Raw genomic sequence first — 19,652 nt, 5'->3', positions numbered from 1 at the left:
CCCCTTGAACACCTCCGCTGTGAACCCCTCTCCCGCAAGCGCCTCCGAGACGCTCCCCCAGCTACCGCTGGGAGGGGGTACCTCTGACCCCAACCCCGACCGTCCGCTGCCCGCCGCGCCGCCCGAGATACGCGAGGCACGCCATGTGCCGCTCGTCCAGGTGATCCGCGGCGGGCTGGTCGAAGGCGTCCACCACGGCTCGGCCGTGGTGCTGGCCGCCGACGGCCAGGTGCTCGGCCAGGCCGGCGACCCCGACGTCGCGTTCTACCCCCGCTCGGCGCTCAAGCCCGTCCAGGCTGTCGCCATGCTGCGCGCCGGGCTGCCGCTGGACGGTGAGCTGCTGGCGCTCACCGCCGCCAGCCACTCCGGCCAGCAGCGCCACCTGGCCGGGGCGCGGCGCATCCTCGCACAGGGCCAACTGGCCGAGGACCTGCTGCGCAACGTCCCCGACCTGCCGTACGGCGCCCCCGAGCGCGAGGCGTGGCTGCGCGCCGGGTACGGGCCTTCCCGGCTCGCCCAGAACTGCTCGGGCAAGCACGCCGCGATGCTGCTGACCGCCCAGCTGTGCGACTGGCCGCTGGAGGGCTATCTCGACCCGGCACATCCGCTGCAGCAGCTGATCGCCGAGACCGTCGAGGATCTGACCGGGCAGCGCATCGCCCAGGTGACGGTCGACGGGTGCGGAGCGCCGCTGTTCGCCGTCTCCCCGCGCGGGCTGGCCCGCGCCCTCGCGCGGATCGCCACGGCCCCCGCGGACACCCCCGAGGGCCGGGTCGCGACCGCCATGCGCGAGCACCCCGAGATGGTCGCCGGGACCGGGCGGGACGTCGCCCGGCTGATGCGGGCGGTGCCCGGCCTCGTGGCCAAGGACGGCTTCGAGGGGGTCCAGGTGGCCGCGCTGCCCGACGGGCGGGCGCTCGCCGTGAAGATCGCCGACGGCGGGGACCGCGCCCGGATGCCGGTGACCGCCGCGGCCCTCGCCCACCTGGGCGTGGACCCCGGCCTGCTCGCCGAGTTCGCCGAGGCCCCCGTCCTCGGCGGCGGCCGGCCCGTCGGTAGCCTGCGCGCGACGGTTTTCTTCGCACCGCCATCGGCCTGACCCCCGCCACCCCCCACACCCAAAACCCTCACCCCGCCTCACCAAGGGACACCGCACACCGATGACTGCCACCGGCTTCCGCCGAGAACACGACCTGCTGGGCAACCGTGATGTGCCGGCCGACGCGTACTGGGGCGTCCACACCCTGCGCGCCACGGAGAACTTCCCCATCACCGGGACCACCATCGCGGCCTACCCGCACCTCATCGGTGCCCTGGCCGCCGTCAAGGAGGCCGCGGCCCGCGCCAATCAGGACCTGGGGCTGCTGGAGCGGCGCAAGGCCGACGCCATCGCGGCCGCCTGCCAGGAGATCCGGGAGGGCCGGCTGCACGACCAGTTCGTGGTCGATGTGATCCAGGGCGGGGCGGGGACCTCGACCAATATGAACGCCAACGAGGTGATCGCCAACCGGGCGCTGGAAATCCTCGGCCACGCCAAGGGCGACTACGCCGATCTGCACCCGAACGAGGACGTCAACCTCAGCCAGTCCACCAACGACGTCTACCCGACCGCCGTCAAGGTCTCCACCATCCTCGCCGTGCAGGGGCTGCTCGCCGCGATGGAGATCCTGCGCGAGGCGTTCGCCGCCAAGGCCGAGGAGTTCCGCGACATCCTGAAGATGGGGCGCACCCAGCTCCAGGACGCGGTGCCGATGACGCTCGGCCAGGAGTTCTCGGCGTACGCGGTGATGCTGGAGGAGGACCAGAGCCGGCTGCTCGAGGCCCAGAGCCTCGTCCACGAGATCAACCTCGGCGCGACCGCGATCGGCACCGGCCTCAACGCCCCCGCCGGCTACGCAGAGGCCGTGCGCCGCCATCTCGCCGCCATCACCGGACTGCCCGTGGTCACGGCCGCCAACCTGGTCGAGGCCACCCAGGACTGCGGCGCCTTCGTCCATCTGTCGGGCGTCCTCAAGCGCATCGCGGTCAAGCTCTCCAAGAGCTGCAACGACCTGCGGCTGCTGTCCTCCGGCCCGCGCGCCGGGCTGAACGAGATCAACCTGCCGCCGGTCCAGGCCGGGTCCAGCATCATGCCCGGCAAGGTCAACCCGGTCATACCCGAGGTGGTCAACCAGGTCGCCTTCGAGGTGATCGGCAACGACGTCACCATCACCATGGCGGCCGAGGCCGGACAGCTCCAGCTGAACGCCTTCGAGCCGATCATCCTGCACTCCCTCTCGAAGAGCATCACCCATCTGCGCGCGGCCTGCCTGACGCTCGCCGAGCGCTGCGTCTCCGGTATCACCGCGAACGCCGAGAACCTGCGCGCGACGGTGGAGAACTCCATCGGCCTGGTCACCGCGCTCAACCCGCATATCGGCTACAGCGCGGCCACCAGCATCGCCCAGGAGGCCCTGGCCACCGGCCGCGGCGTGGCCGAACTGGTCCTGGAAAAGGGCCTGTTGCCCGCCGACCGGCTCGCGGCCGTCCTCCGCCCGGAGGAGGTCGCCGGCCGCCGCGCCTAACCCGCGCACCGCAGCCGGGCGACGCCCGGCGCGGCGCTGAAGGGCAGCAGGTCCTGGAGGCGGTCCGGCCGTCGTACGTCGACGCGGAGCTGGTCGGCGATGCGGTAGGGGCGGTGCGCGAGCACCGCCCCGAAGCTGCGGCGCAGCCGGGACATGGCGGCGCGCACGGTGACCGTCCGCGTCGGGTCGCCGAAGAGATCGTCGGCCAGCTGGGCCGCGGTCCGCCCGGCCGGGGACGCGGCGAGGACCAGCAGCATTTCGGCGTGGCGCGCGCTGAGCTGATGGGTCCAGGTGCCGGAGGGCCCCGAGAAGGTCAGCGACCACTCGTGCGGACGGCGGACGTCAAGCACCACGCGGCCGGTGCCCTCCGGCCCGTACAGCTCGCCCGTCTCGTCCGCGCCGGAGCCGAGGACCCGCAGCAGATGCCCGCCGGGCAGCGGCTCCACCGCGCAGGTGCCGAGCGCGGGCAGCCACACCGGCCCACAGGCCGGTGTCTTGGGCAGCAGCAGCCGGTGGTCCCGCGGGGTGACCCCGGTGACCCCGGCGATCCAGCCGTGCGGGTCGACGGCGACCGCCTTGCCCCGGATCCGGGCCAGCACCGGCGCCGCGACGGCACGCAGCCGGTCAAGCTCCCGGCTGTGGGCCAGCCGCAGTTCGCCCTCCGCCCACCGGGCCGTCGCGGTGACCAGGGACAGTACGGTCGGATGGGCGCTGGCGGCCGGGCCGCTGATGTCCACGATGCCCAGCAGCCGTCCGTCCCGGGGGTCGAGGACCGGGGCCGCGGCGCAGCTCCAGGTGTGGAAGGCGCGGACGAAGTGCTCGGCGGAGTGCACCCGTACGGGCGCCCGGACGGCCAGCGCGGTGCCGATGCCGCTGGTGCCGGCGACGTCCTCGGCCCAGTGGGCGCCCTCGGTGAGCGCGATGCCGTCGGCGTATCTGCGCACCCCGCGGTGGCCGTCGATCCACAGCACCCGGCCGTCGGCATCGGTGATGATCATGATGTGTCCGGCCGCCTCCGCCGCCTCCAGCAGGCCGCTGTGCAAGGTGGGCAGCACATCCGCCAGCCGGGTCTGCTGCCGCCGCCGCTCCAGCTCCTCGAGGCCCAGCAGCCGCGGCGCGCTGCCGTGCTCCGGGTCGAGCCCCAGGCGCAGCATACGGTCCCAGGACTGCCCGATCACCGGGCGCGCTGGCAGCGGAAGCCTGCCTCGACTCAGGGCGGCCTCGCGCATGACCGACATGAGGCGGGCCGATTCGGCGGGGCTCAGGTCGGCCAGCGGGCCGGTGCCGAGCGAGGCTTGAGTTCGCATGGAGATGCGGCCTTTCGTTCCTTGGGTGCCACGCGCTCCGGCCGAACAGGCTTTGTTTCTTTGGCGATTGTAACGACCTGTCGCCCCCCAGGTCGTAAGGCCCGACCTCACCCGGCCGGGTCGGGCAGGGCCTGCTCGGCCCAGATCGTCTTGCCGGTGGGGCCGTGCCGGGTGCCCCAGCGCCGGGCGAGCTGAGCCACCAGCAGCAGCCCCCGGCCGCCTTCGTCGAAGACGCGCGCCCGGCGCAGACGCGGGGCGGTGTTGCTGCCGTCGGAGACCTCGCAGATGAGGTCGCGGTCGTGGATCAGGCGCAGCTGGACGGGGGCCTGGGCGTGCCGGATGGCGTTGGTGACCAGCTCGCTGACCACCAGTTCGGTGGTGAAGACCGCCTCGTCCAGGCCCCAGGCCACCAACTGGTCGGTGGCGTATCTACGGGCCCGGGCCACGACGGCCGGCTCCGCGGGCAGGTCCCAGGTGGCCACCTGGCTCGCGTCCAGCGCCCGGGTGCGGGCCACCAGCAGGGCCACATCGTCGGCGGGGCGGCCGGGGACCAGCGTGGTCAGCACCGCGTCGCACAGGTCCTCCAACGACTCGGCGGGCCGGGAGAGCACCGTGCGCAGCGCGCCCACCGCCTCGTCGACATCGCGGTCGGGGGCCTGGATCAGACCGTTGGTGTAGAGGGACAGCAGGCTGCCCTCCGCCAACTCCACCTCGCGGGACTCGAAGGGCAGGCTGCCCAGGCCCAGCGGCGGCCCGCTGGGCAGGTCGAGGTATTCGGCGCTGCCGTCGGGCCGGGTCAGCACGGGCGGCGGATGGCCGGCGCGGGCGAGCGTGCAGCGCCGCGACACCGGGTTGTACACCGCGTACAGGCAGGTGGCGCCGACGTCCCCGGCCCGCGCGGCGTCGGCGACCGGCTCGCCCTCCGTCTCGGCCGACAGCCGGTTGACCAGGTCGTCGAGGTGGGTGAGCAGTTCGTCCGGGGGCAGTTCGACATCGGCCAGCGTACGCACCGCCGTCCGCAGCCGGCCCATGGCGGCGGACGCCTGGAAGCCGTGGCCGACCACATCGCCCACCACCAGCGCGACCCGGGCGCTGGACAGCGGGATCACATCGAACCAGTCGCCGCCGACCCCCGCCCGCGAGCCGGCGGGCAGATAGCGGCCGGCGGCCTGGACCGCCGGATGGGGCGGCAGCGCCTGCGGCAGCAGGCTGCGCTGCAGGGTCAGGGCGGCCTCGCGCTGGCGGGTGTAGCGGTGGGCGTTGTCGATGCACACCGCGGCCCTGGCGGTGATCTCCTCGGCGAGCAGCAGATCGTCCGCCTCGAACGGCTCCGGGCGCCGATGGCGGGCGAAGGCGGCCACGCCCAGCGTCGTGCCGCGGGCGAGCAGGGGGACGGCGATCGTGGAGTGGAAGCCGAATTCGCGCATCGTCGCGGCCCGCGCGGGATCGTCCCGCTCCCACTGGGCGATGGTCTCGGCGGTCACCGCGACCAGCACCCCCCGCCCCGCGGCCAGGCATTCGGCCGCGGGCGAGTGCTCCGGGTAGACGGCCAGATCGCCCACCGCGATCACCATGTCCGGTTTGCCGTCGAGCGCCGACTGCCCGGCGATGCGGCGCAGTACGACGGTGCCGGGCACCGGTCCGGGGGGCGGCTCCGCGCCGCCGGGGTGGATCTCGGGCAGCACATCCACCACCGCGAAGTCCGCGAACTCCGGGGCGGCCACATCGGTCAGCTCCTGCGCGGTGCGCACGATGTCCAGCGTGGAGCCGATCCGGACACTGGCCTCGTTGAGCCGCGCCAGCCGCCGCTGCGCCTCGTACCGCGCGGTGACGTCGTGACCCGACAGAACCGCGCCGAGCACCCGGCCGCCGTCGCCGAGCACCGGGGCCAGCAAGATCGACCAGGCTGCCCTGCCGTGTTCCGGGGGGAGGCTCAGATACTGCGGCAGGCCCGTATCGAGCACCAGGCGCATCATCCGCTCGATCTCGGCGCCGCGCGTATCGGGTACGACGTCCGAGACGTGCAGGCCGCGCACCTGGGCCTGATCGAAGCCCACCACACCTTCCATGTACGTGTTCACCCAGCGCACGAGCAGCCGGGCGTCGAAGACCGCCATGGTGCAAGGGCCCTGGGTGAAGGCGGCCCTGACCAGCTCGTCGTCGGCGGCGGTCGGCCCCGTGCGGTCCAGCGGGGAGACCAGCAGCCACTCGGCCCCGCCCCCCGCCGTCCGTCTGTGGTGCGCCAGCAGGGCCACCCGTAGCGGACGGCCGTCGCGGTGGCGCAGCGTCAGATCCCCGCTCCACCTGGTGAGCGGCTCCAGGGGGCCGGGGAGGTCCGTGGCCGCCCCGTCGGCGAGCAGCCGGGAAGCGGGCCTGCCCACCACCGCCGAGTCCGGGTGGCCGAGGAGCTTGCGGGCCCCCTCGTTCCACCCCGTGACGATGCCCCGCTCATCGATGGTGGCTCTGGCCGTGGACGCCTCGTCAACGAGGTCGTCGGACCGGACGGGCCGGTCCCGCGCGGTGTCCGGTCGCCTCATGGTCGTTCATCTCACGCTGTCTGGTGCTCCGGCCGACTCTCTGTAGCTCTCTGCGGCTCTTTCCATTGAATACCCGACCGGCGGCCGATACCTGGCGACCGCCCCGCCGCCGGGGCCCTGGGGTACAGTGGGAGAACGATGGTTCTCGGGTATGGGTACGCGGGGTGGCGAGGGCGGATGACGGTGGATCTCGAAGAGACGAAGGAGCGGGTCCTCGACGCGGCCGAGGAGCTCTACTACGGCCGCGGCGTACAGGCCGTCGGCATGGACGCGGTACGGACCGCCTCGGGCGTCTCCCTCAAGCGGCTCTACCAGCTCTACCCGTCCAAGTCCGTCCTGGTCGAGGCGTATCTGCGGCGCCGCGACGCCCACCTGCTGCACGGGCTCGCGCGGTACGTCGAGGCGGTGCCGGGGCCGCCCGAGGAGCGGGTGGCGGCGATCTTCGACTGGCTGTACGAGTGGTTCAGCGAGCCCGACTACCGGGGCTGCGCCTTCATCAACTCCTACGGCGAGCTCGGCGCCACCGCACCGGAGGTCGCCGCGGCCGCCCGCGCCCACAAGGACGCCTTCCAGCGGTATGTGGCCCGCCTCGTCGCCGCCGCGGACCTGCCCGCGCCGCTGGCCGCCCACCTCGCCCTGCTGGCCGAGGGCGCGATCACCACGGCCGCGATATCCGGCACCCCGGAACCGGCCCGGCAGGCCCGCGAGGCGGCCAAGGTGCTGATCGACGCCGCCCGCGCCTGAGGCCCGAGCCCGCGCCCCGCGCCTGACGCCCGCGCGTCCGGCCGACGGCTGTGTGCCGGCCGGACGCACGGGCGGCGCGGTGGGCGTCGCGTCAGTCGCAGGCGTCAGTCCGACGAGATCGCCGGGTCGCTGACCCCCGCCCGCCCGGTCTCGACATGGCCGGCCAGCCGCCGCAGGAAGCCGCGGTCGTGGTCGGAGGCGACCGACAGGTCGTACCACTGGTGGCTGCGCCGCAGGTCCGCCGTGTGGACGGCGTGCGCACCGGGCCGCAGCCAGTAGGTGGCCGGTCGGGCCTTGCCGTAGGCGTCGGTCACGGTCAGCGTCACGGTCGTGTCGCCCCCGTTGGTGAGGGTCAGCCGCACCTGCCCCGCCTTGCGGTCGTGGCGCGCGCTCACCTCGGGCCCCCGCAGACCGGCGGCGGTGCGGCCCGTGAAGCGCCGCAGGAAGCCTCCGGGCCCGTGGACCGTGAAGTCGTACGCCCCCTGCTGCCGCTCGGCGGTGTCCCAGCTGCCGGACAGCCGCTTCCCCGCCTCGACCGTGTAGCCCCAGGGGCCGGCGGCGTCGGTGGCGGAGGTGACGTGGAAGTGCGCGCCCGCCCGGCCCGGGTTGGCGAAGCCGATCCGCAGCCCGCCGTCGGTGACCGTGGCATCGGCGGCCAGGTCGTACGGCAGCGGCCTGGCGCGGCGCGTGCCCGGCTCCTGCCCGGGCAGCGAGCCGTGCGCCGGGGGCTTGGGCTTGTAGTCGGGATGGCGCTCGCGGTCCGGGGGCAGATAGCCGCTGGTGTCCGGGAACGCCGGGAGGTGGGCGTCGGTCCGCGCGAAGTCGAACGCCGCGGTCAGGTCGCCGCACACCGCCCGCCGCCACGGCGAGATGTTCGGCTCGGCCACCCCGAAGCGCCGCTCGATGAACCGGACGATCGAGGTGTGGTCGAGGGTCTGGGAGCAGACCCAGCCGCCGGTGCTCCACGGCGACACCACAATCATCGGCACCCGCTGCCCCAGGCCGTACGGGCCCGCGACCTTCGACGCGGAGCCCGGGAACAGCTCCCCGGTGGTCTCCACGGTCGACGCGCCCTTCTGCGCGGAGGACGGCGGGTACGGGGGCACGAGGTGGTCGAAGAAGCCGTCGTTCTCGTCGTAGGTGATCAGCAGCGCGGTCTTGCTCCACACCTCCGGGTTCGAGGTCAGCGCGTCCAGCACCTGGGCGATGTACCAGGCGCCGTAGTTCGGCGGCCAGTTGGGGTGCTCGCTGAACGCCTCGGGCGCCGCGATCCAGGAGACCTGCGGGAGCCGGCCGGACTTGACGTCGGCCCGCAGGATGTCGAAGTACCCGTCGCCCTTCTTGGCGTCGGTGCCGGTGCGAGCCTTGTCGTAGAGCGGATCGCCGGGCGCGGCGCCGCGGTACTGGTTGAAGTACAGCAGCGAGTTGTCGCCGTAGTTGCCCCGGTAGGCGTCCTCGATCCAGCCCCAGCCGCCCGCGGCGTCGAGGCCGTCGCCGATGTCCTGGTAGATCTTCCAGGAGACCCCGGCCTTCTCCAGGCGCTCGGGGTACGTCGTCCAGGAGTAGCCGGCCTCCGCGTTGTCGAGGACCGGACCGCCGCCGACGCCGTCGTTGCCCGTGTAACCGGTCCACATGTAGTAGCGGTTGGGGTCCGTGTTGCCTATGAACGAGCAGTGGTACGCGTCGCAGACGGTGAAGGCGTCGGCCAGCGCGTAGTGGAACGGGATGTCCTCACGGGTGAGGTACGCCATGGTGGTGGCGGTCTTGGCCGGCACCCAGTTGTCGTAGGCGCCCTGGTGGAAGGCGGACTGGCCGCCGTTCCAGTCGTGGTTGAGACCCTGGAGGAACTGCAGGCCGAGATCCTCGACGTCGGGGCGGAAGGGCAGCACCTCCTTCGCGCCGTCCGGCTGATGCCACACCGGCTTGCCGCTGGGCAGGGACACGGGGTGCGGGTCGCCGAACCCCCGGACCCCGCGCAGGGTGCCGAAATAGTGGTCGAAGGAGCGGTTCTCCTGCATCAGGACCACGATGTGTTCCACGTCCCGCAGGGTGCCGGTGCGGCGGTTCGCGGGGATCTCCGCGGCCCGCGCGATGCTGTCGGACAGCAGGGACATCGCGGCGCCGCCGCCGGCCAACTGCATGAAACGTCTACGGTCCAGGGAAGACATGAACGGCCTCTCCTCGGCGTCCGGGGTGGAGCGGGGGACCGGGGCAGTCTCGCCCGCCCCGGCGGCACCGCGCCACGGCGGACGGCGAATCCAGGGAGAATCCTGAATGAACGCCGACCGCGGGGGAGTGTCGGTGGCGCGCAGTAGGGTTTTCGAGCAAGGGCAAAAGACGCGGCGCGGCACCGCGCCGGGGTGGCACGGGGGATGCACGGCGATGGCGGTAATCAGGGTCCCGAAGAGGGAGTCCCATCCGGCGATCACCCATGAGGCGACGCGGCGGGCGCTGAGCGAGGCGGGCCTGCCGGACGACAGCGGCCTGATGCGGTTCCGCCCGTTGGCCGACGGCCGGGCGGTACCGGTCCCGCGGCTGCTCGACGACTCGGCCGACCCGGCCGAACTCGACGATCACATCGGCGGTCTGCTGGTCATCGGTCACCTCCTCATCGAGGGCGAGGAGGGCGACCACGTGGTGCTGGACGGGGCCACCGGGCGCGTCTTCACCATGTACCTCTTCGAGAAGAACCCCGATCTGATCGAGGTCCTGCCCCTGGCGCCGTCCCTGGGGGCGCTCACCCGCTTCCTCGAAGCCGCCGCCGAACTGGCTGGGCTCCGGGGCCGGTTCGCGGGGTTCGCGGGGCGGTTCGGCGCGCGGGCGGTGGCGGACGCCTCCGCGCTGTTCCTCTCGCTCCTCGACGCCGAGGACTGGCACGGCGGCTGGGGCAGCGCGGGCGACCGGGAGGAGTGGGAGCACGCCATCCCCGCCCTCTGGCGCATCGTCGCGCTCGTACGGCCGATGGCGCTGATCGCGGGACCGGGCGGCGGGCTGCTGCTCGACCTGCCCGAGGGGCTGCTGGAGGAGGAGTTCGCGCCGGAAGGAGTGGTGCGCTTCGGCGAGAGCGAGTTGCCCGCCACACTCGTCCACGAGCCGACCCGGCGCTTCCTCACCCGCACCGGACTGCCCGAGAACGGCTCGATGTTCATGCTGGACACCGAGGCCCCGCTGCTGCCCACGCTCGCCTGGTGCCGGGAGGAGGAAGAGCGGGGCCAACAGTTCTACGTCCTCCCCGAGGACACGCCCGTCGCGCCCGACCGGCTGCTGCGCCTTGGCGGTCTCGTCGATGAAACGGAGGTCGTCATCGACGCGGACAGCGGAACGGTCTACTCGTGGTATGTCGCCGACGCCGCCCTGTGCCCGCTGAACGCGGACCTCTCCACGCTGGCCTTCGCGCTGTGGATGCTGCGCCGCGAGGAGGAGATCAACGAAGAACACGATCTGACCGCCGACATGTACCACCCGCTGGCCGACACCATGGCCGCCGTGCTCGCCTCGGTGGACCCGGTGGCCTGCCGCCCGACGGGTAATGCCGACGACTGGCGCTACTGGCCGGAGGTCTTCCACGACGAAGCGGGCGGCGTGCTGTAGTGGAAGAGCACGCGCCGCCGGACACCGCGTGCGTCGCGTCAGCCGTGTTCTGAGCCGCGTTCAACGAGAGGGAGAGTGAGCCCGGGTGCCGAACGACGACGACCTCTGCTTTCTGCCCGCCCTGGACCTCGTCGGTCTGCTGCGCCGCCGAGAGGTGTCCGCGCGCGAGGTGCTGACGGCCCATCTCGACCGCATCGAGCGGGTCAACCCCGCGGTCAACGCGATCGTCACGCTGGTCGCGGACCGCGCGCTCGACGCCGCCGGGGCGGCCGACGAGCGGCTTGCGGCCGGGGCCGACCCGGACGGGCTCGGCCCCCTGCACGGGCTGCCCATCGCCCACAAGGACACCCACAACACCGCGGGCATCCGCACCAGCCACGGATCGCGGCTCGTCGACGGCGTACCCGAGCAGGACGACCTGGTCATCGAGCGGATCAAGGCCGCCGGGGCGATCACCATAGGCAAGACCAATGTGCCCGAGTTCGCGGTCGGTTCGCACACCTTCAACCCCGTCTTCGGCGCCACCCACAACCCGTACGACCTCACTCGCAGCGCGGGCGGCAGCAGCGGCGGCGCGGCCGCCGCGCTGGCCTGCGGCATGGTCCCGGTCGCGGACGGCAGCGACGCCGGAGGTTCGCTGCGCAACCCGGCCTCGTTCTGCAACGTCGTGGGCCTGCGCCCCTCGCCCGGCCGCGTCCCCACCTGGCCCGCCGCGGCCGCCTGGAACACGCTCTCGGTGGGCGGTCCCATGGGCCGTACGGTGAGCGACGCCGCGCTGCTGCTGTCCGCCATGGCGGGGCCCGACCCGCGTTCCCCCATCGCCCTGGAGGAGCCCGGCGCCCACTTCGCCCGCCCGCTCGACCGCGATCCGCGCGGCCTGCGGGTGGCCTGGTCCCCGGATCTGGGCGGGCTGGTCCCGGTGGAGCCGGCCGTGGCCCGCGCCGTCGAGTCGGCGGTGAGGGTGTTCGAAGACCTCGGCTGTGTGGTGGAGGAGGCGTGCCCGGACCTCGCCGAGGGCGAGGAGGTGTTCCGTACGCTGCGCGCCTGGCTCTTCGAGCTCTCCTTCGGCCCCCTGATGGACCGCTACCCCGAGGACCACCCCGACGCGCTCAAGCGGACCATCCGGGAGAACGCCGAGGAGGGCCGCCGACTGACCGGGCCCGCCCTCGGCCGGGCCGAGATGGCGCACACCAGGCTCTTCCACCGGGTGCGCGAGTTCTTCGAGCGGTACGACGCGCTGTTGCTGCCGGTCAGCCAGGTGACGCCGTTCGATGTGACGGCGGAATACCCGACCGAGGTGGCCGGCGTACCGATGGCGGACTATCTGGACTGGATGCGCTCGGCCTACCTGATCAGCGCGACCGGCAGCCCCGCGCTCTCCGTACCGGCCGGGTTCACCCCCGAGGGGCTGCCGGTCGGCCTGCAGATCGTGGGGCCGCACCGCGCGGACTTCGCCGTTCTCCAGATCGGCCATGCCTTCGAGCAGGCCACGCAGCACTGGCGGCGCCGCCCGCCGGCCGTGGGCTAGAGGGAAGGTTCTTGTCCTGTCCGGCGGCCGGACCCCATGATGTTTGCGTGAACATCCGACAGGGCGGGGACGCGCGGCAGATGCCCGCGGGGTTGGTCGCGCTCGGTCTCGGCGGCTTCGGGATCGGCCTGACCGAGTTCGTCATCGCGGGCCTGCTGCCCCAGGTGAGCAGCGACCTGGGCGTCTCCGAGGCCGCGGCCGGGTGGCTCATCTCGGGATACGCCCTCAGCGTCGCGATCGGCGCGATCCTGCTGACCGCCGCCACCAACCGCATCCACCGCAAGACCGTCCTCGTCGCGCTGGTGGCGTTGTTCGTCCTCGGCAACCTGCTGTCCGCCATCGCGTCCAACTACGCGGTGGCGCTGCTCGGGCGGGTCGTCGCCGCCCTGTGCCACGGCTCGTTCTTCGGTATCGGCTCGCTCGTCGCCCGCCGTATGGTCCCGCCGGAGCGGGCCTCGCGCGCGGTCGCCGTGATGTTCGCCGGGCTCACGGTCGCCAATGTGCTGGGCGTGCCGTTCGGCGCACTGGTCGGCGAACGCTGGGGCTGGCGCGCCACGTTCTGGGCGATCACCGGGATCGGCGTACTGGCCGTGGCCGCCATCGCCGTATGGGTCCCGGCCTGGGCGGGCGCCGTGGACGAGGCCCACCGGGCGGCCGGTCTGCGTCCCCAGCTCCGCGCCTTGCGCTCCCGGCAGGTCTGGCTGACCCTCGCCGCCACCGCCCTCGGCTACGGCGGCATGTTCGGGGCGTTCAGCTATATCGCGTACACCTTCACCGAGGTCACCGGCTTCTCCAGCACCGATGTCTCCTGGCTGCTCGTCGTCTACGGCAGCGGCCTGGTGATCGGCAACGTCGTCGGGGGCCGGGCGGCCGACCGCGACCGCGACCGCACGCTGGTCGCGTCGCTTGCGGGACTCGCCGCCACGCTCGCGGTGTTCGGGCTGCTGGCCGAGGGGCGGGGCGCGTCGGTGGTCCTGGTCTTCCTGATGGGCGTCTTCGGGTTCGCCGGCGTCCCCGGCATGATCACCCGCGTCACGGACGCCGCCGCCGGCGCACCGCTCGCCGCCAGCGCCAATGTCTCGGCCTCCAACGTCGGCAACGCCCTGGGCGCCTGGCTCGGCGGCCTTGCGATCAGCGCCGGCCTGGGCTACACCGCACCGCTGTACGTGGGCGCCGCGGTCGTGGCGCTCGGCCTCGCCGTCATGGTCGTCGCCGCGCGCACCGGGCGCGCCCCTGCGCCACCCGGCTCCGACCGGGCGCCCGGTCACACCCGGCCGGATCAGGAACCCCGGCCCAGCACAAGCCGGTAGCCGACCGGGCCCGCGGCGGTCCAGTATGCGGCGGGCGGTTGACGTGGCGCGCGATCTGTCTTTGATCTTGCGCAGTGCGCCGCCCTTCAGAGCGGTGGTGAAGCGCATTCCGAACTTGCTCTGACGCGCAGGTGACCACGGGTCGGCAGTGGTGGCTTCGGCCGGCTACACGGGGCGCTGCTGGTCCTCGATGTACTGGCGTACGACGGCCGGTGGTGCCCCGTCGCATGATCCGGCGAAGTAGGAGCCGGACCAGAAGTGTCCGCCCGGTAACGGCGTACGTGAGCGTCGTATTCCTTGCGCAGGTAGCGCGATGAGACGCCTTTGAGGGAGTTGACCAGCTTGGAGAGCCGGACCTTGGGCGGGTAGTGCACGAGCAGGTGTACGTGATCTTCCTCGCCGTTGAACTGCTTCAGCTCCGCCTCGAAGTACCCGCACACCTCACGCATGATCTCCTCACACCTGGTCAGCATGCCGCTGGTGGATGCCCGCCGCCGGTACTTCGTGACAAAGACCCAGGAAAGCGCGCAGGTGCCGACAACCGGATCACCGGGGCCCGGCTGGTCAAAGACGCGCTCGGCTGGCATGTAGCCTTCCGCGTCCAGACTCTCGAACCCGCTCCCGAGCCGCACACCGGCCCCGAAGTCGGCATCGATGTGGGCGTCGTCGTGCCGCTCGCCCTCTCGGACGGCACGACGTACGACCACGACGCATGGCTGACCGGGAAGGAGCAGGCCAGGCTGGGCCGGCTGGAGCAGTGGGCCGCGCACCGCAAGAGCTTCCGCAAGCGGGGAGAGCGCACCTCCCGCCGCCTGCGGACCACCTATGACCAGATCGCGGGACTCCGCGCGAGAGCCAAGCGCAGACACCTGGACTGGCAGCACAAGGCCACCACCGCCATCGCCACGAAGTACAGCGTGGTCGTGGTGGAAGACCTGAACGTCACGAACATGGTCAAGAGCGCCAAGGGGACCGTGGAGGCCCCGGGGAAGAACGTCGCGCAGAAGTCCGGCCTCAACCGCGCCATCAGCGGCGAGGCATGGGGCCGCACGGTCGGACTGCTGATGTACAAGACCGCCCGCAACGGCGGCACCCTGCACAAGGTCCCCGCCCCCGGCACCTCCCAGCGCTGCTCGATGTGTGGCATCACCACACCGGGCAGCCGGGAGTCCCAGGCCGTGTTCGTGTGCAGGAACCCCGACTGCGGCTGGGCGGGCAACGCCGACCACAACGGAGCCCGGAACATCTTGCACCTGTACCGGATGGGCCTCGCGCTCATCCCGGCTGCCGGGAGGGCAGTCGTCAGGCGCGCACGCCGCGTCAAGCCCGCCACCGCAAGGTAGGTAGGAATCTCACGGATTCACCCGGGAGAGCACTTCAATGCTGAATGATTGCCATGGCTGCCCAGCAGCGTTTTGTCACCCGTGGCCAAATCGACTTCGGTCGTGTGTGGTCCGCTGCGTGTTGCGTCTGACTCGGCGGCGGACCGCCCAAGCGGTCGGCCTCCACCCGTTACAAGCGGTGAGAGCGGCGGTGAGTGCGACGACCGCCGCGGCGGCAGCTATGCGAAGGTGCTGGGGCGCTGGGGCGCTGGGGCCTGTCGGCCGAGGCCATCGAGAAGTCGGAGATCAACCCGCCGGGCCTGCCCAAGACCAATAAGTGAGGCGATCCGGGGCGCGGGGCCGCAGGCTCTCGCGCCCCACTCCGGTTTGGCACCGTTCAGTTACAGAACGAACATCCCAGGCGCACTGTGGTGTACGAGGATATGAGGACGTCGCCACTGATCTGATTTCACGGAATGTACGGGGGATTCCATGCACCGTTCCATCGCTGCCGCCGCGGCGGTCGTCGCACTCACCGCCGCTCTCACCGCTTGTAATGGGTCGGACGGGGACGGCGACAAGGCCGGGACGACGAAGAAGGGCAGCCACTCCAGCGCCGCCGCCGAACCCGGCGGTGAGAAGTCGCCGGAGGCCGCGCCCAGCAGCGCGAGCTCGACGGGCGCCAAGCTCGGCGACACCCTCTCGCTCGTAGGAACAGCGGGCCTGGGTTCAACGGGCGTGCCCACGGCCGACGTCACGCTGAACAAGTTCGTGGACAACGCGAAGCCCGGGCTCGGCGCCTTCGAGCCCAAGGACGGAAGCCGCCTGGTCGCAGCGGAGTTCACGATCGTGAACACCGGCCAGGTCGCCTACGGCGAACTCCCGTACACGCCGCCGACGGTCATCGACGCCGCCGGTGCGGAACACCACGGCAAGCCCGGGGATTCCGATGCCGGCAAGCCCATGGGGGACGGCATGATCATGAATATCTCACCGGGGCAACGGGCCACCGGCTGGGTGATCTTCGACGTGCCGAAGGGCGTGAAGGTCACGACCGTGACGTTTCTGATGAACCGCATATCGGCCGACCCGGCACGCACCGGAAGGTGGACCCTCTAGGGTCTGTCCCCACAGGCTGGGTGAGACCGCGAGCCGCCCTTGGGATGGGCCGCCGTATATGCGGATACTGGGCGGTATGCGTATTGAATTCGATCCCGAGGCCGTAGGCCGCACTCCCTTCTACAAGCTGCTGACCTCCGTGGTCGTCCCCCGGCCGATCGCCTGGGTGTCCACCGTCTCGGCCGCCGGGACCTGCAATCTGGCGCCGCACTCCTTCTTCACGGTCGCCTGTGTGGCCCCGCCGATCGTGCAGTTCACCTCGGTGGGGCGCAAGGACTCGCTGCGCAATGTGGAGGAGACCGGGGAGTTCGTGGTGAACTTCGCGCCCGAGCAGCTGTTTGAGCAGATCAACGAGACGGCGACGGACTTTCCGCCCGAGGTCGGGGAGTTCGAGGCGGTGGGCATCGCGCGGGAGCCGAGTCTGCGGGTGAAGCCGCCGCGGGTGGCGGCCTCGTCGGTCGCGCTGGAGTGTGAGCTGCACAGCACGGTGCGGCTCGGGGACTCCACCGTGGTGTTCGGCCGGGTGGTGCACGCCGCGGTCGATGAGCACGTCATGGACGACGGCCACCCCGAGGTGACCAGGCTGCGTCCGCTGGCCCGGCTGGGCAAGGACGAGTGGGCGACGCTCGGAGAGGTGCTGGAGCGGCCCCGGATCCGGTACGCGGACTGGGAGGGTGGCGCGGGCGGCTCCGGATTCGGCGGGCAGGGTGGTTCGTAGGGCGGGGTCCGCGCCGGCGGCGATCGTCTTCGACGTCGGCTCGACTCTGGTACGTGAGGACCGGTACTGGGCCGCGTGGGCCGACTGGCTGGAGGTTCCCCGCCATACGCTGTCCGCGCTGGTCGGGGCGGTGGTCGCGCGGGGGCGGGAGGACGTGGAGGCGATCCGGCTCGTGCGGCCGGGGGCGGACATCCGGGCTGAGCGGCGGGCGCGCGAGGCGGCCGGGTGCGGGGAGCGCCTGGAGGAGGCGGATCTGTATCCGGACGTACGGCCGGCCCTGGGCGCGCTGCGGGCGCTCGGAGTCCGGGTGGTCGTGGCCGGGAACCAGACGGAGCGCATGGGTGAGCTGCTGCGCGCGCTGCAGCTGCCGGTGGACGGGGTCGCCACCTCCGCGCAGTGGGGCGTCGCCAAGCCCGATCCGCGCTTCTTCGGCCAGGTCGTGGACCTGGCGCAAGCCGCTCCTCACGAGACCGTGTACGTGGGCGACTACCCGGCGCTCGACATCCGTCCCGCCAAGGCCGCCGGGCTGCGGGCGGCGCATATCAGGCGTGGGCCGTGGGGGCATCTCTGGGCGCGCTCGGCCGACGCGGCGATGGCGGACTGGTGCGTGGACTCGCTGACCGAGCTGCCCGGGGCGATCGAGGCGGCCCGCAGCGTTGGGTAGGGCTCGCACGGAGTGTGACGAATTCACACCCCGTGTGATGAGAGTGCATGCATATATCTACCGCACACCCTCCCGCGGAACGCGGTGTGGTGGTTGAGTCTTCATACAGCCCGCTCAGGTGTGCCAGACCTGGGCGAAGGGGCCGCCGGACTCCCTCCCTCCTCGGCCGGCGGCCCACCCCCTCTTCCCGTCGTGAAGGCCGCTGCACAAGGCCGCTGCACAAAGCCGCCCGCGTCGTCCGGAGGCGGATCGTTTATTCGATCGGCCCCGGCGACGCGGGCGGCTAGAGTGGGTCCCGCGCCTCCCGGTGCGCAGGCTTGCGGTTACTTCTTTTGGGTAGAAACGCGTTCGCGCGTGCGGGGATCGAACCCCGCAGAACCGCTGCCGCTCCGATCTCGGGAGGCGCTTTCCGTCTCCGCTTCCGCTCCGTCTCCGTCAGCCCGCGGACTCGGCCGCGTGCGCGCTCAGCACGCCGAACGCGACGAGCGCGAACACCGCCAGGCCCAGCAGCACCCGGTAGACCACAAACGGCATAAAGCTCTTGGTGCTGATGAACTTCATGAACCAGGCGATGACCGCATATCCCACGATGAAAGCGATCACCGTCGCGAAGATCGTCGGGCCCCACGCCGTATGCCCGTCCGAGGCGTCCTTCAGCTCGTACGCTCCCGAGGCCAGCACCGCGGGCACCGCGAGGAGGAACGAGTAGCGGGCCGCCGACTCGCGCGTATAGCCCATCAGCAGACCGCCGCTGATCGTCGCGCCGGACCGGGACACGCCCGGCACCAGCGCCATCGCCTGGCAGACACCGAAGATCAGGCCGTCCTTGACCCCGAGTTCGCGCAGTGTCTTGCGCTGTACGGGGGTGCGGTGCTTGCCGCCGCTCTCGTCGCGGGCCGCCCGCCAGTCGGCGAAGCCCAGGATGATGCCCATCACCACCAGCATGGTGGCGGTGAGCCGCAGATCACGGAACGGGCCCTCGATCTGGTCCTTGAGGGTCACCCCGAGCACACCGATGGGTATCGAGCCGACGATCACCAACCAGCCCATCTGGGCGTCATGGTTGCCGCGCCACTCCTTGTTGAAGAGCGAGCGGAACCACGCCGAGACGATGTTGGCGATGTCCTTGCGGAAGTAGATCAGCACGGCGAGCTCGGTGCCGATCTGAGTGATGGCCGTGAAGGCGGGGCCGGGGTCTTCCCACCCCGCGAAGGCGGCGGTGAGCCGCAGATGGGCGCTGGAGGAGATCGGCAGGAACTCGGTCAGCCCCTGGACCAGCCCGAGAATGAAAGATTCGAACCACGACATCGCGTCTACGCTATCCAAGGCTGATCATGCACTGACCGGCGCAGCGGCGGGTCAGGCGGGGTGGCCGACGGGGAAGACCGGCCGCTGTGGATCAACGCCGGTCGTCGGGCAGCGTACCGTCCCTTGGTAAGAGCCCTACTAAGACCCTGGTCTTCCGGCCACCGGCGGGGTGCACTGATCGGTTTCCGGAGCGGTCTTGCCAAGCCGCGCCCGCCTGCGCCAGGCCACCACGAAACCCGCGAGCGCGGGCAGCGCGATACACGCCAGCGCGGCCAGGAACACCGGCGAGGTCGGGGTGGTGGCGCGGCTGCCCGCCACCGCGTACGCGGCGGTGTTCGGCACACTGCCGAGGCCGGTCGCCAGCAGGAAGGGCAGCCAGCCCATCCGTGATACGGCGGCGCAGTAATTCGCGGCGGCGAAAGGTACGCCCGGGAACAGCCGGATCGCCAGCATCGAGCGGAACCCGTGCCGGCTCAGCTGCCGATCGGCCGCCATCAGCCAGCGGCCGCGCAGCAGCGGCCGCAGCGCGTCCTGCCCCAGCAGCCGACCCAGGCCGAATGAGACACCGGCGCCGAGCACCGTGCCGGCCACCGCCGCGGCCAGCCCCGTGGACGCCCCGAACAGTGCGCCGGCCGCCAGATTCAGCAGCGGCCGCGGCACCAGGGCCGCGGCGCAGCCCCCGTAGACGACCGCGAACACCACCGCGGCCGTGGCGCCGGACAGCTGCGGCGGCCACCCGTCGGCCAGCAGCCGGTGCGGTTGCCACGCCCATACCGCGCCCGCCGCACCCGCCAACAGCGCCACCAGCAGGCACAGGCGCAACCGCGGCGAGAACAGCGCGCGGGCGCGGCGCGCGGCCGGTGCGGCGGGCGCGGGCGGGGCAGCGGCATCGAGCACCGAAGGAGCGTAACCGACGGGAATGAAGTGCCAGGTCGGGTCG

15 protein-coding genes and 1 pseudogene are annotated in these 19,652 nt (G+C 72.1%); 10 read left to right on the top strand and 6 right to left on the bottom strand.

The annotated features are described in order from the left end of the window. Positions 1–67 precede the first annotated feature (67 nt). Together ACFV2X_RS15560 and aspA are read left to right on the top strand one after the other, a co-directional pair. Entirely contained in the window at positions 68–1,099 is a 1,032-nt protein-coding gene (locus tag ACFV2X_RS15560; RefSeq protein WP_385616461.1) for an asparaginase, read from the top strand. A gap of 61 nt (positions 1,100–1,160) precedes the next feature. After that, positions 1,161–2,564, top strand: coding sequence for an aspartate ammonia-lyase (gene aspA / locus ACFV2X_RS15555; RefSeq protein WP_385616353.1), 1,404 nt, complete (start codon positions 1,161–1,163; stop codon positions 2,562–2,564). Here the strand turns inward: aspA and ACFV2X_RS15550 are convergent. Both ACFV2X_RS15550 and ACFV2X_RS15545 read right to left on the bottom strand, forming a co-directional pair. Continuing rightward, positions 2,561–3,871, bottom strand: a complete 1,311-nt coding sequence (locus tag ACFV2X_RS15550; RefSeq protein WP_385616351.1) for a GAF domain-containing protein — start codon at positions 3,869–3,871, stop codon at positions 2,561–2,563. The genes aspA and ACFV2X_RS15550 overlap by 4 nt on opposite strands. Positions 3,872–3,978: 107 nt before the next feature. Further along, the gene (locus tag ACFV2X_RS15545) at positions 3,979–6,408 is read right to left on the bottom strand and encodes a SpoIIE family protein phosphatase (protein ID WP_385616349.1); all 2,430 of its coding nucleotides are present in this window, start codon (positions 6,406–6,408) and stop codon (positions 3,979–3,981) included. Positions 6,409–6,585: 177 nt separating this feature from the next. On the opposite strand from ACFV2X_RS15545, the gene ACFV2X_RS15540 reads away from it, so the two are divergent. Then, positions 6,586–7,152: a TetR/AcrR family transcriptional regulator gene (locus ACFV2X_RS15540; RefSeq protein WP_385616347.1), complete on the top strand. Its 567-nt coding sequence runs from the start codon at positions 6,586–6,588 to the stop codon at positions 7,150–7,152. Positions 7,153–7,256: 104 nt separating this feature from the next. Here the strand turns inward: ACFV2X_RS15540 and ACFV2X_RS15535 are convergent, their stop codons facing one another. Beyond that, positions 7,257–9,320 carry a phosphocholine-specific phospholipase C gene (locus ACFV2X_RS15535; RefSeq protein WP_385616345.1) on the bottom strand — a complete coding sequence of 688 codons (2,064 nt, stop codon included), beginning with the start codon at positions 9,318–9,320 and terminating at the stop codon, positions 7,257–7,259. Positions 9,321–9,534: 214 nt separating this feature from the next. Here ACFV2X_RS15535 and ACFV2X_RS15530 point away from each other — a divergent pair, with 214 nt between their 5' ends. The 3 genes from ACFV2X_RS15530 to ACFV2X_RS15520 all read left to right on the top strand — a co-directional run bounded on the left by ACFV2X_RS15530 (position 9,535) and on the right by ACFV2X_RS15520 (position 13,581). Further along, positions 9,535–10,743 carry an SUKH-4 family immunity protein gene (locus ACFV2X_RS15530; protein WP_385616343.1) on the top strand — a complete coding sequence of 403 codons (1,209 nt, stop codon included), beginning with the start codon at positions 9,535–9,537 and terminating at the stop codon, positions 10,741–10,743. A gap of 85 nt (positions 10,744–10,828) precedes the next feature. Continuing rightward, positions 10,829–12,271, top strand: coding sequence for an amidase (locus ACFV2X_RS15525; RefSeq protein ID WP_385616341.1), 1,443 nt, complete (start codon positions 10,829–10,831; stop codon positions 12,269–12,271). Positions 12,272–12,351: 80 nt separating this feature from the next. Beyond that, complete coding sequence (locus ACFV2X_RS15520) at positions 12,352–13,581, top strand: MFS transporter (RefSeq protein WP_385616459.1); 1,230 nt, start codon at positions 12,352–12,354, stop codon at positions 13,579–13,581. A 165-nt stretch (positions 13,582–13,746) separates the two neighbouring features. Here ACFV2X_RS15520 and tnpA read toward each other — a convergent pair. Next, a pseudogene (gene tnpA, locus ACFV2X_RS15515) lies at positions 13,747–14,099 on the bottom strand (IS200/IS605 family transposase); the annotation flags it as partial. On the opposite strand from tnpA, the gene ACFV2X_RS15510 reads away from it, so the two are divergent. The 4 genes from ACFV2X_RS15510 to ACFV2X_RS15495 all read left to right on the top strand — a co-directional run bounded on the left by ACFV2X_RS15510 (position 13,989) and on the right by ACFV2X_RS15495 (position 17,404). Next, positions 13,989–14,924, top strand: coding sequence for an RNA-guided endonuclease InsQ/TnpB family protein (locus ACFV2X_RS15510; protein ID WP_385616457.1), 936 nt, complete (start codon positions 13,989–13,991; stop codon positions 14,922–14,924). The pseudogene tnpA and the gene ACFV2X_RS15510 sit on opposite strands and share 111 nt — an antisense overlap. 471 nt (positions 14,925–15,395) lie before the next feature. Beyond that, positions 15,396–16,022: a DUF4352 domain-containing protein gene (locus ACFV2X_RS15505; protein ID WP_385616339.1), complete on the top strand. Its 627-nt coding sequence runs from the start codon at positions 15,396–15,398 to the stop codon at positions 16,020–16,022. 76 nt (positions 16,023–16,098) lie between these two features. Further along, a complete protein-coding gene (locus ACFV2X_RS15500; protein WP_385616337.1) occupies positions 16,099–16,740 on the top strand; it encodes a flavin reductase family protein in 642 nt (213 codons plus the stop codon). Next, a complete protein-coding gene (locus ACFV2X_RS15495; RefSeq protein WP_385616335.1) occupies positions 16,730–17,404 on the top strand; it encodes an HAD family hydrolase in 675 nt (224 codons plus the stop codon). The genes ACFV2X_RS15500 and ACFV2X_RS15495 overlap by 11 nt, the downstream gene beginning before the upstream one ends. 435 nt (positions 17,405–17,839) lie before the next feature. Here the strand turns inward: ACFV2X_RS15495 and ACFV2X_RS15490 are convergent, their stop codons facing one another. Both ACFV2X_RS15490 and ACFV2X_RS15485 read right to left on the bottom strand, forming a co-directional pair. After that, a complete protein-coding gene (locus ACFV2X_RS15490) occupies positions 17,840–18,712 on the bottom strand; it encodes an undecaprenyl-diphosphate phosphatase (RefSeq protein ID WP_385616333.1) in 873 nt (290 codons plus the stop codon). A gap of 138 nt (positions 18,713–18,850) precedes the next feature. Further along, complete coding sequence (locus ACFV2X_RS15485; protein ID WP_385616331.1) at positions 18,851–19,609, bottom strand: TVP38/TMEM64 family protein; 759 nt, start codon at positions 19,607–19,609, stop codon at positions 18,851–18,853. Between the last annotated feature and the right edge of the window lie 43 nt (positions 19,610–19,652).

Source organism: Streptomyces sp. NPDC059679 (assembly GCF_042734105.1).
Lineage (GTDB): Bacteria > Actinomycetota > Actinomycetes > Streptomycetales > Streptomycetaceae > Streptomyces.
The sequence above is the reverse complement of the archived record's forward strand: the minus strand, read 5'-3'. Positions and strand labels throughout refer to the sequence as shown.

Excerpts from the sequence above, each read along its gene's own strand:
- ACFV2X_RS15535 (WP_385616345.1), bottom strand. The coding sequence starts at position 9,320 with ATGTCTTCCCTGGACCGTAGACGTTTCATGCAGTTGGCCGGCGGCGGC.
- ACFV2X_RS15505 (WP_385616339.1), top strand. The coding sequence starts at position 15,396 with ATGCACCGTTCCATCGCTGCCGCCGCGGCGGTCGTCGCACTCACCGCC.
- ACFV2X_RS15490 (WP_385616333.1), bottom strand. The coding sequence starts at position 18,712 with ATGTCGTGGTTCGAATCTTTCATTCTCGGGCTGGTCCAGGGGCTGACC.
- ACFV2X_RS15545 (WP_385616349.1), bottom strand. The coding sequence starts at position 6,408 with ATGAGGCGACCGGACACCGCGCGGGACCGGCCCGTCCGGTCCGACGAC.
- ACFV2X_RS15550 (WP_385616351.1), bottom strand. The coding sequence starts at position 3,871 with ATGCGAACTCAAGCCTCGCTCGGCACCGGCCCGCTGGCCGACCTGAGC.
- aspA (WP_385616353.1), top strand. The coding sequence starts at position 1,161 with ATGACTGCCACCGGCTTCCGCCGAGAACACGACCTGCTGGGCAACCGT.
- ACFV2X_RS15540 (WP_385616347.1), top strand. The coding sequence starts at position 6,586 with ATGACGGTGGATCTCGAAGAGACGAAGGAGCGGGTCCTCGACGCGGCC.
- ACFV2X_RS15500 (WP_385616337.1), top strand. The coding sequence starts at position 16,099 with ATGCGTATTGAATTCGATCCCGAGGCCGTAGGCCGCACTCCCTTCTAC.
- ACFV2X_RS15530 (WP_385616343.1), top strand. The coding sequence starts at position 9,535 with ATGGCGGTAATCAGGGTCCCGAAGAGGGAGTCCCATCCGGCGATCACC.
- ACFV2X_RS15520 (WP_385616459.1), top strand. The coding sequence starts at position 12,352 with ATGCCCGCGGGGTTGGTCGCGCTCGGTCTCGGCGGCTTCGGGATCGGC.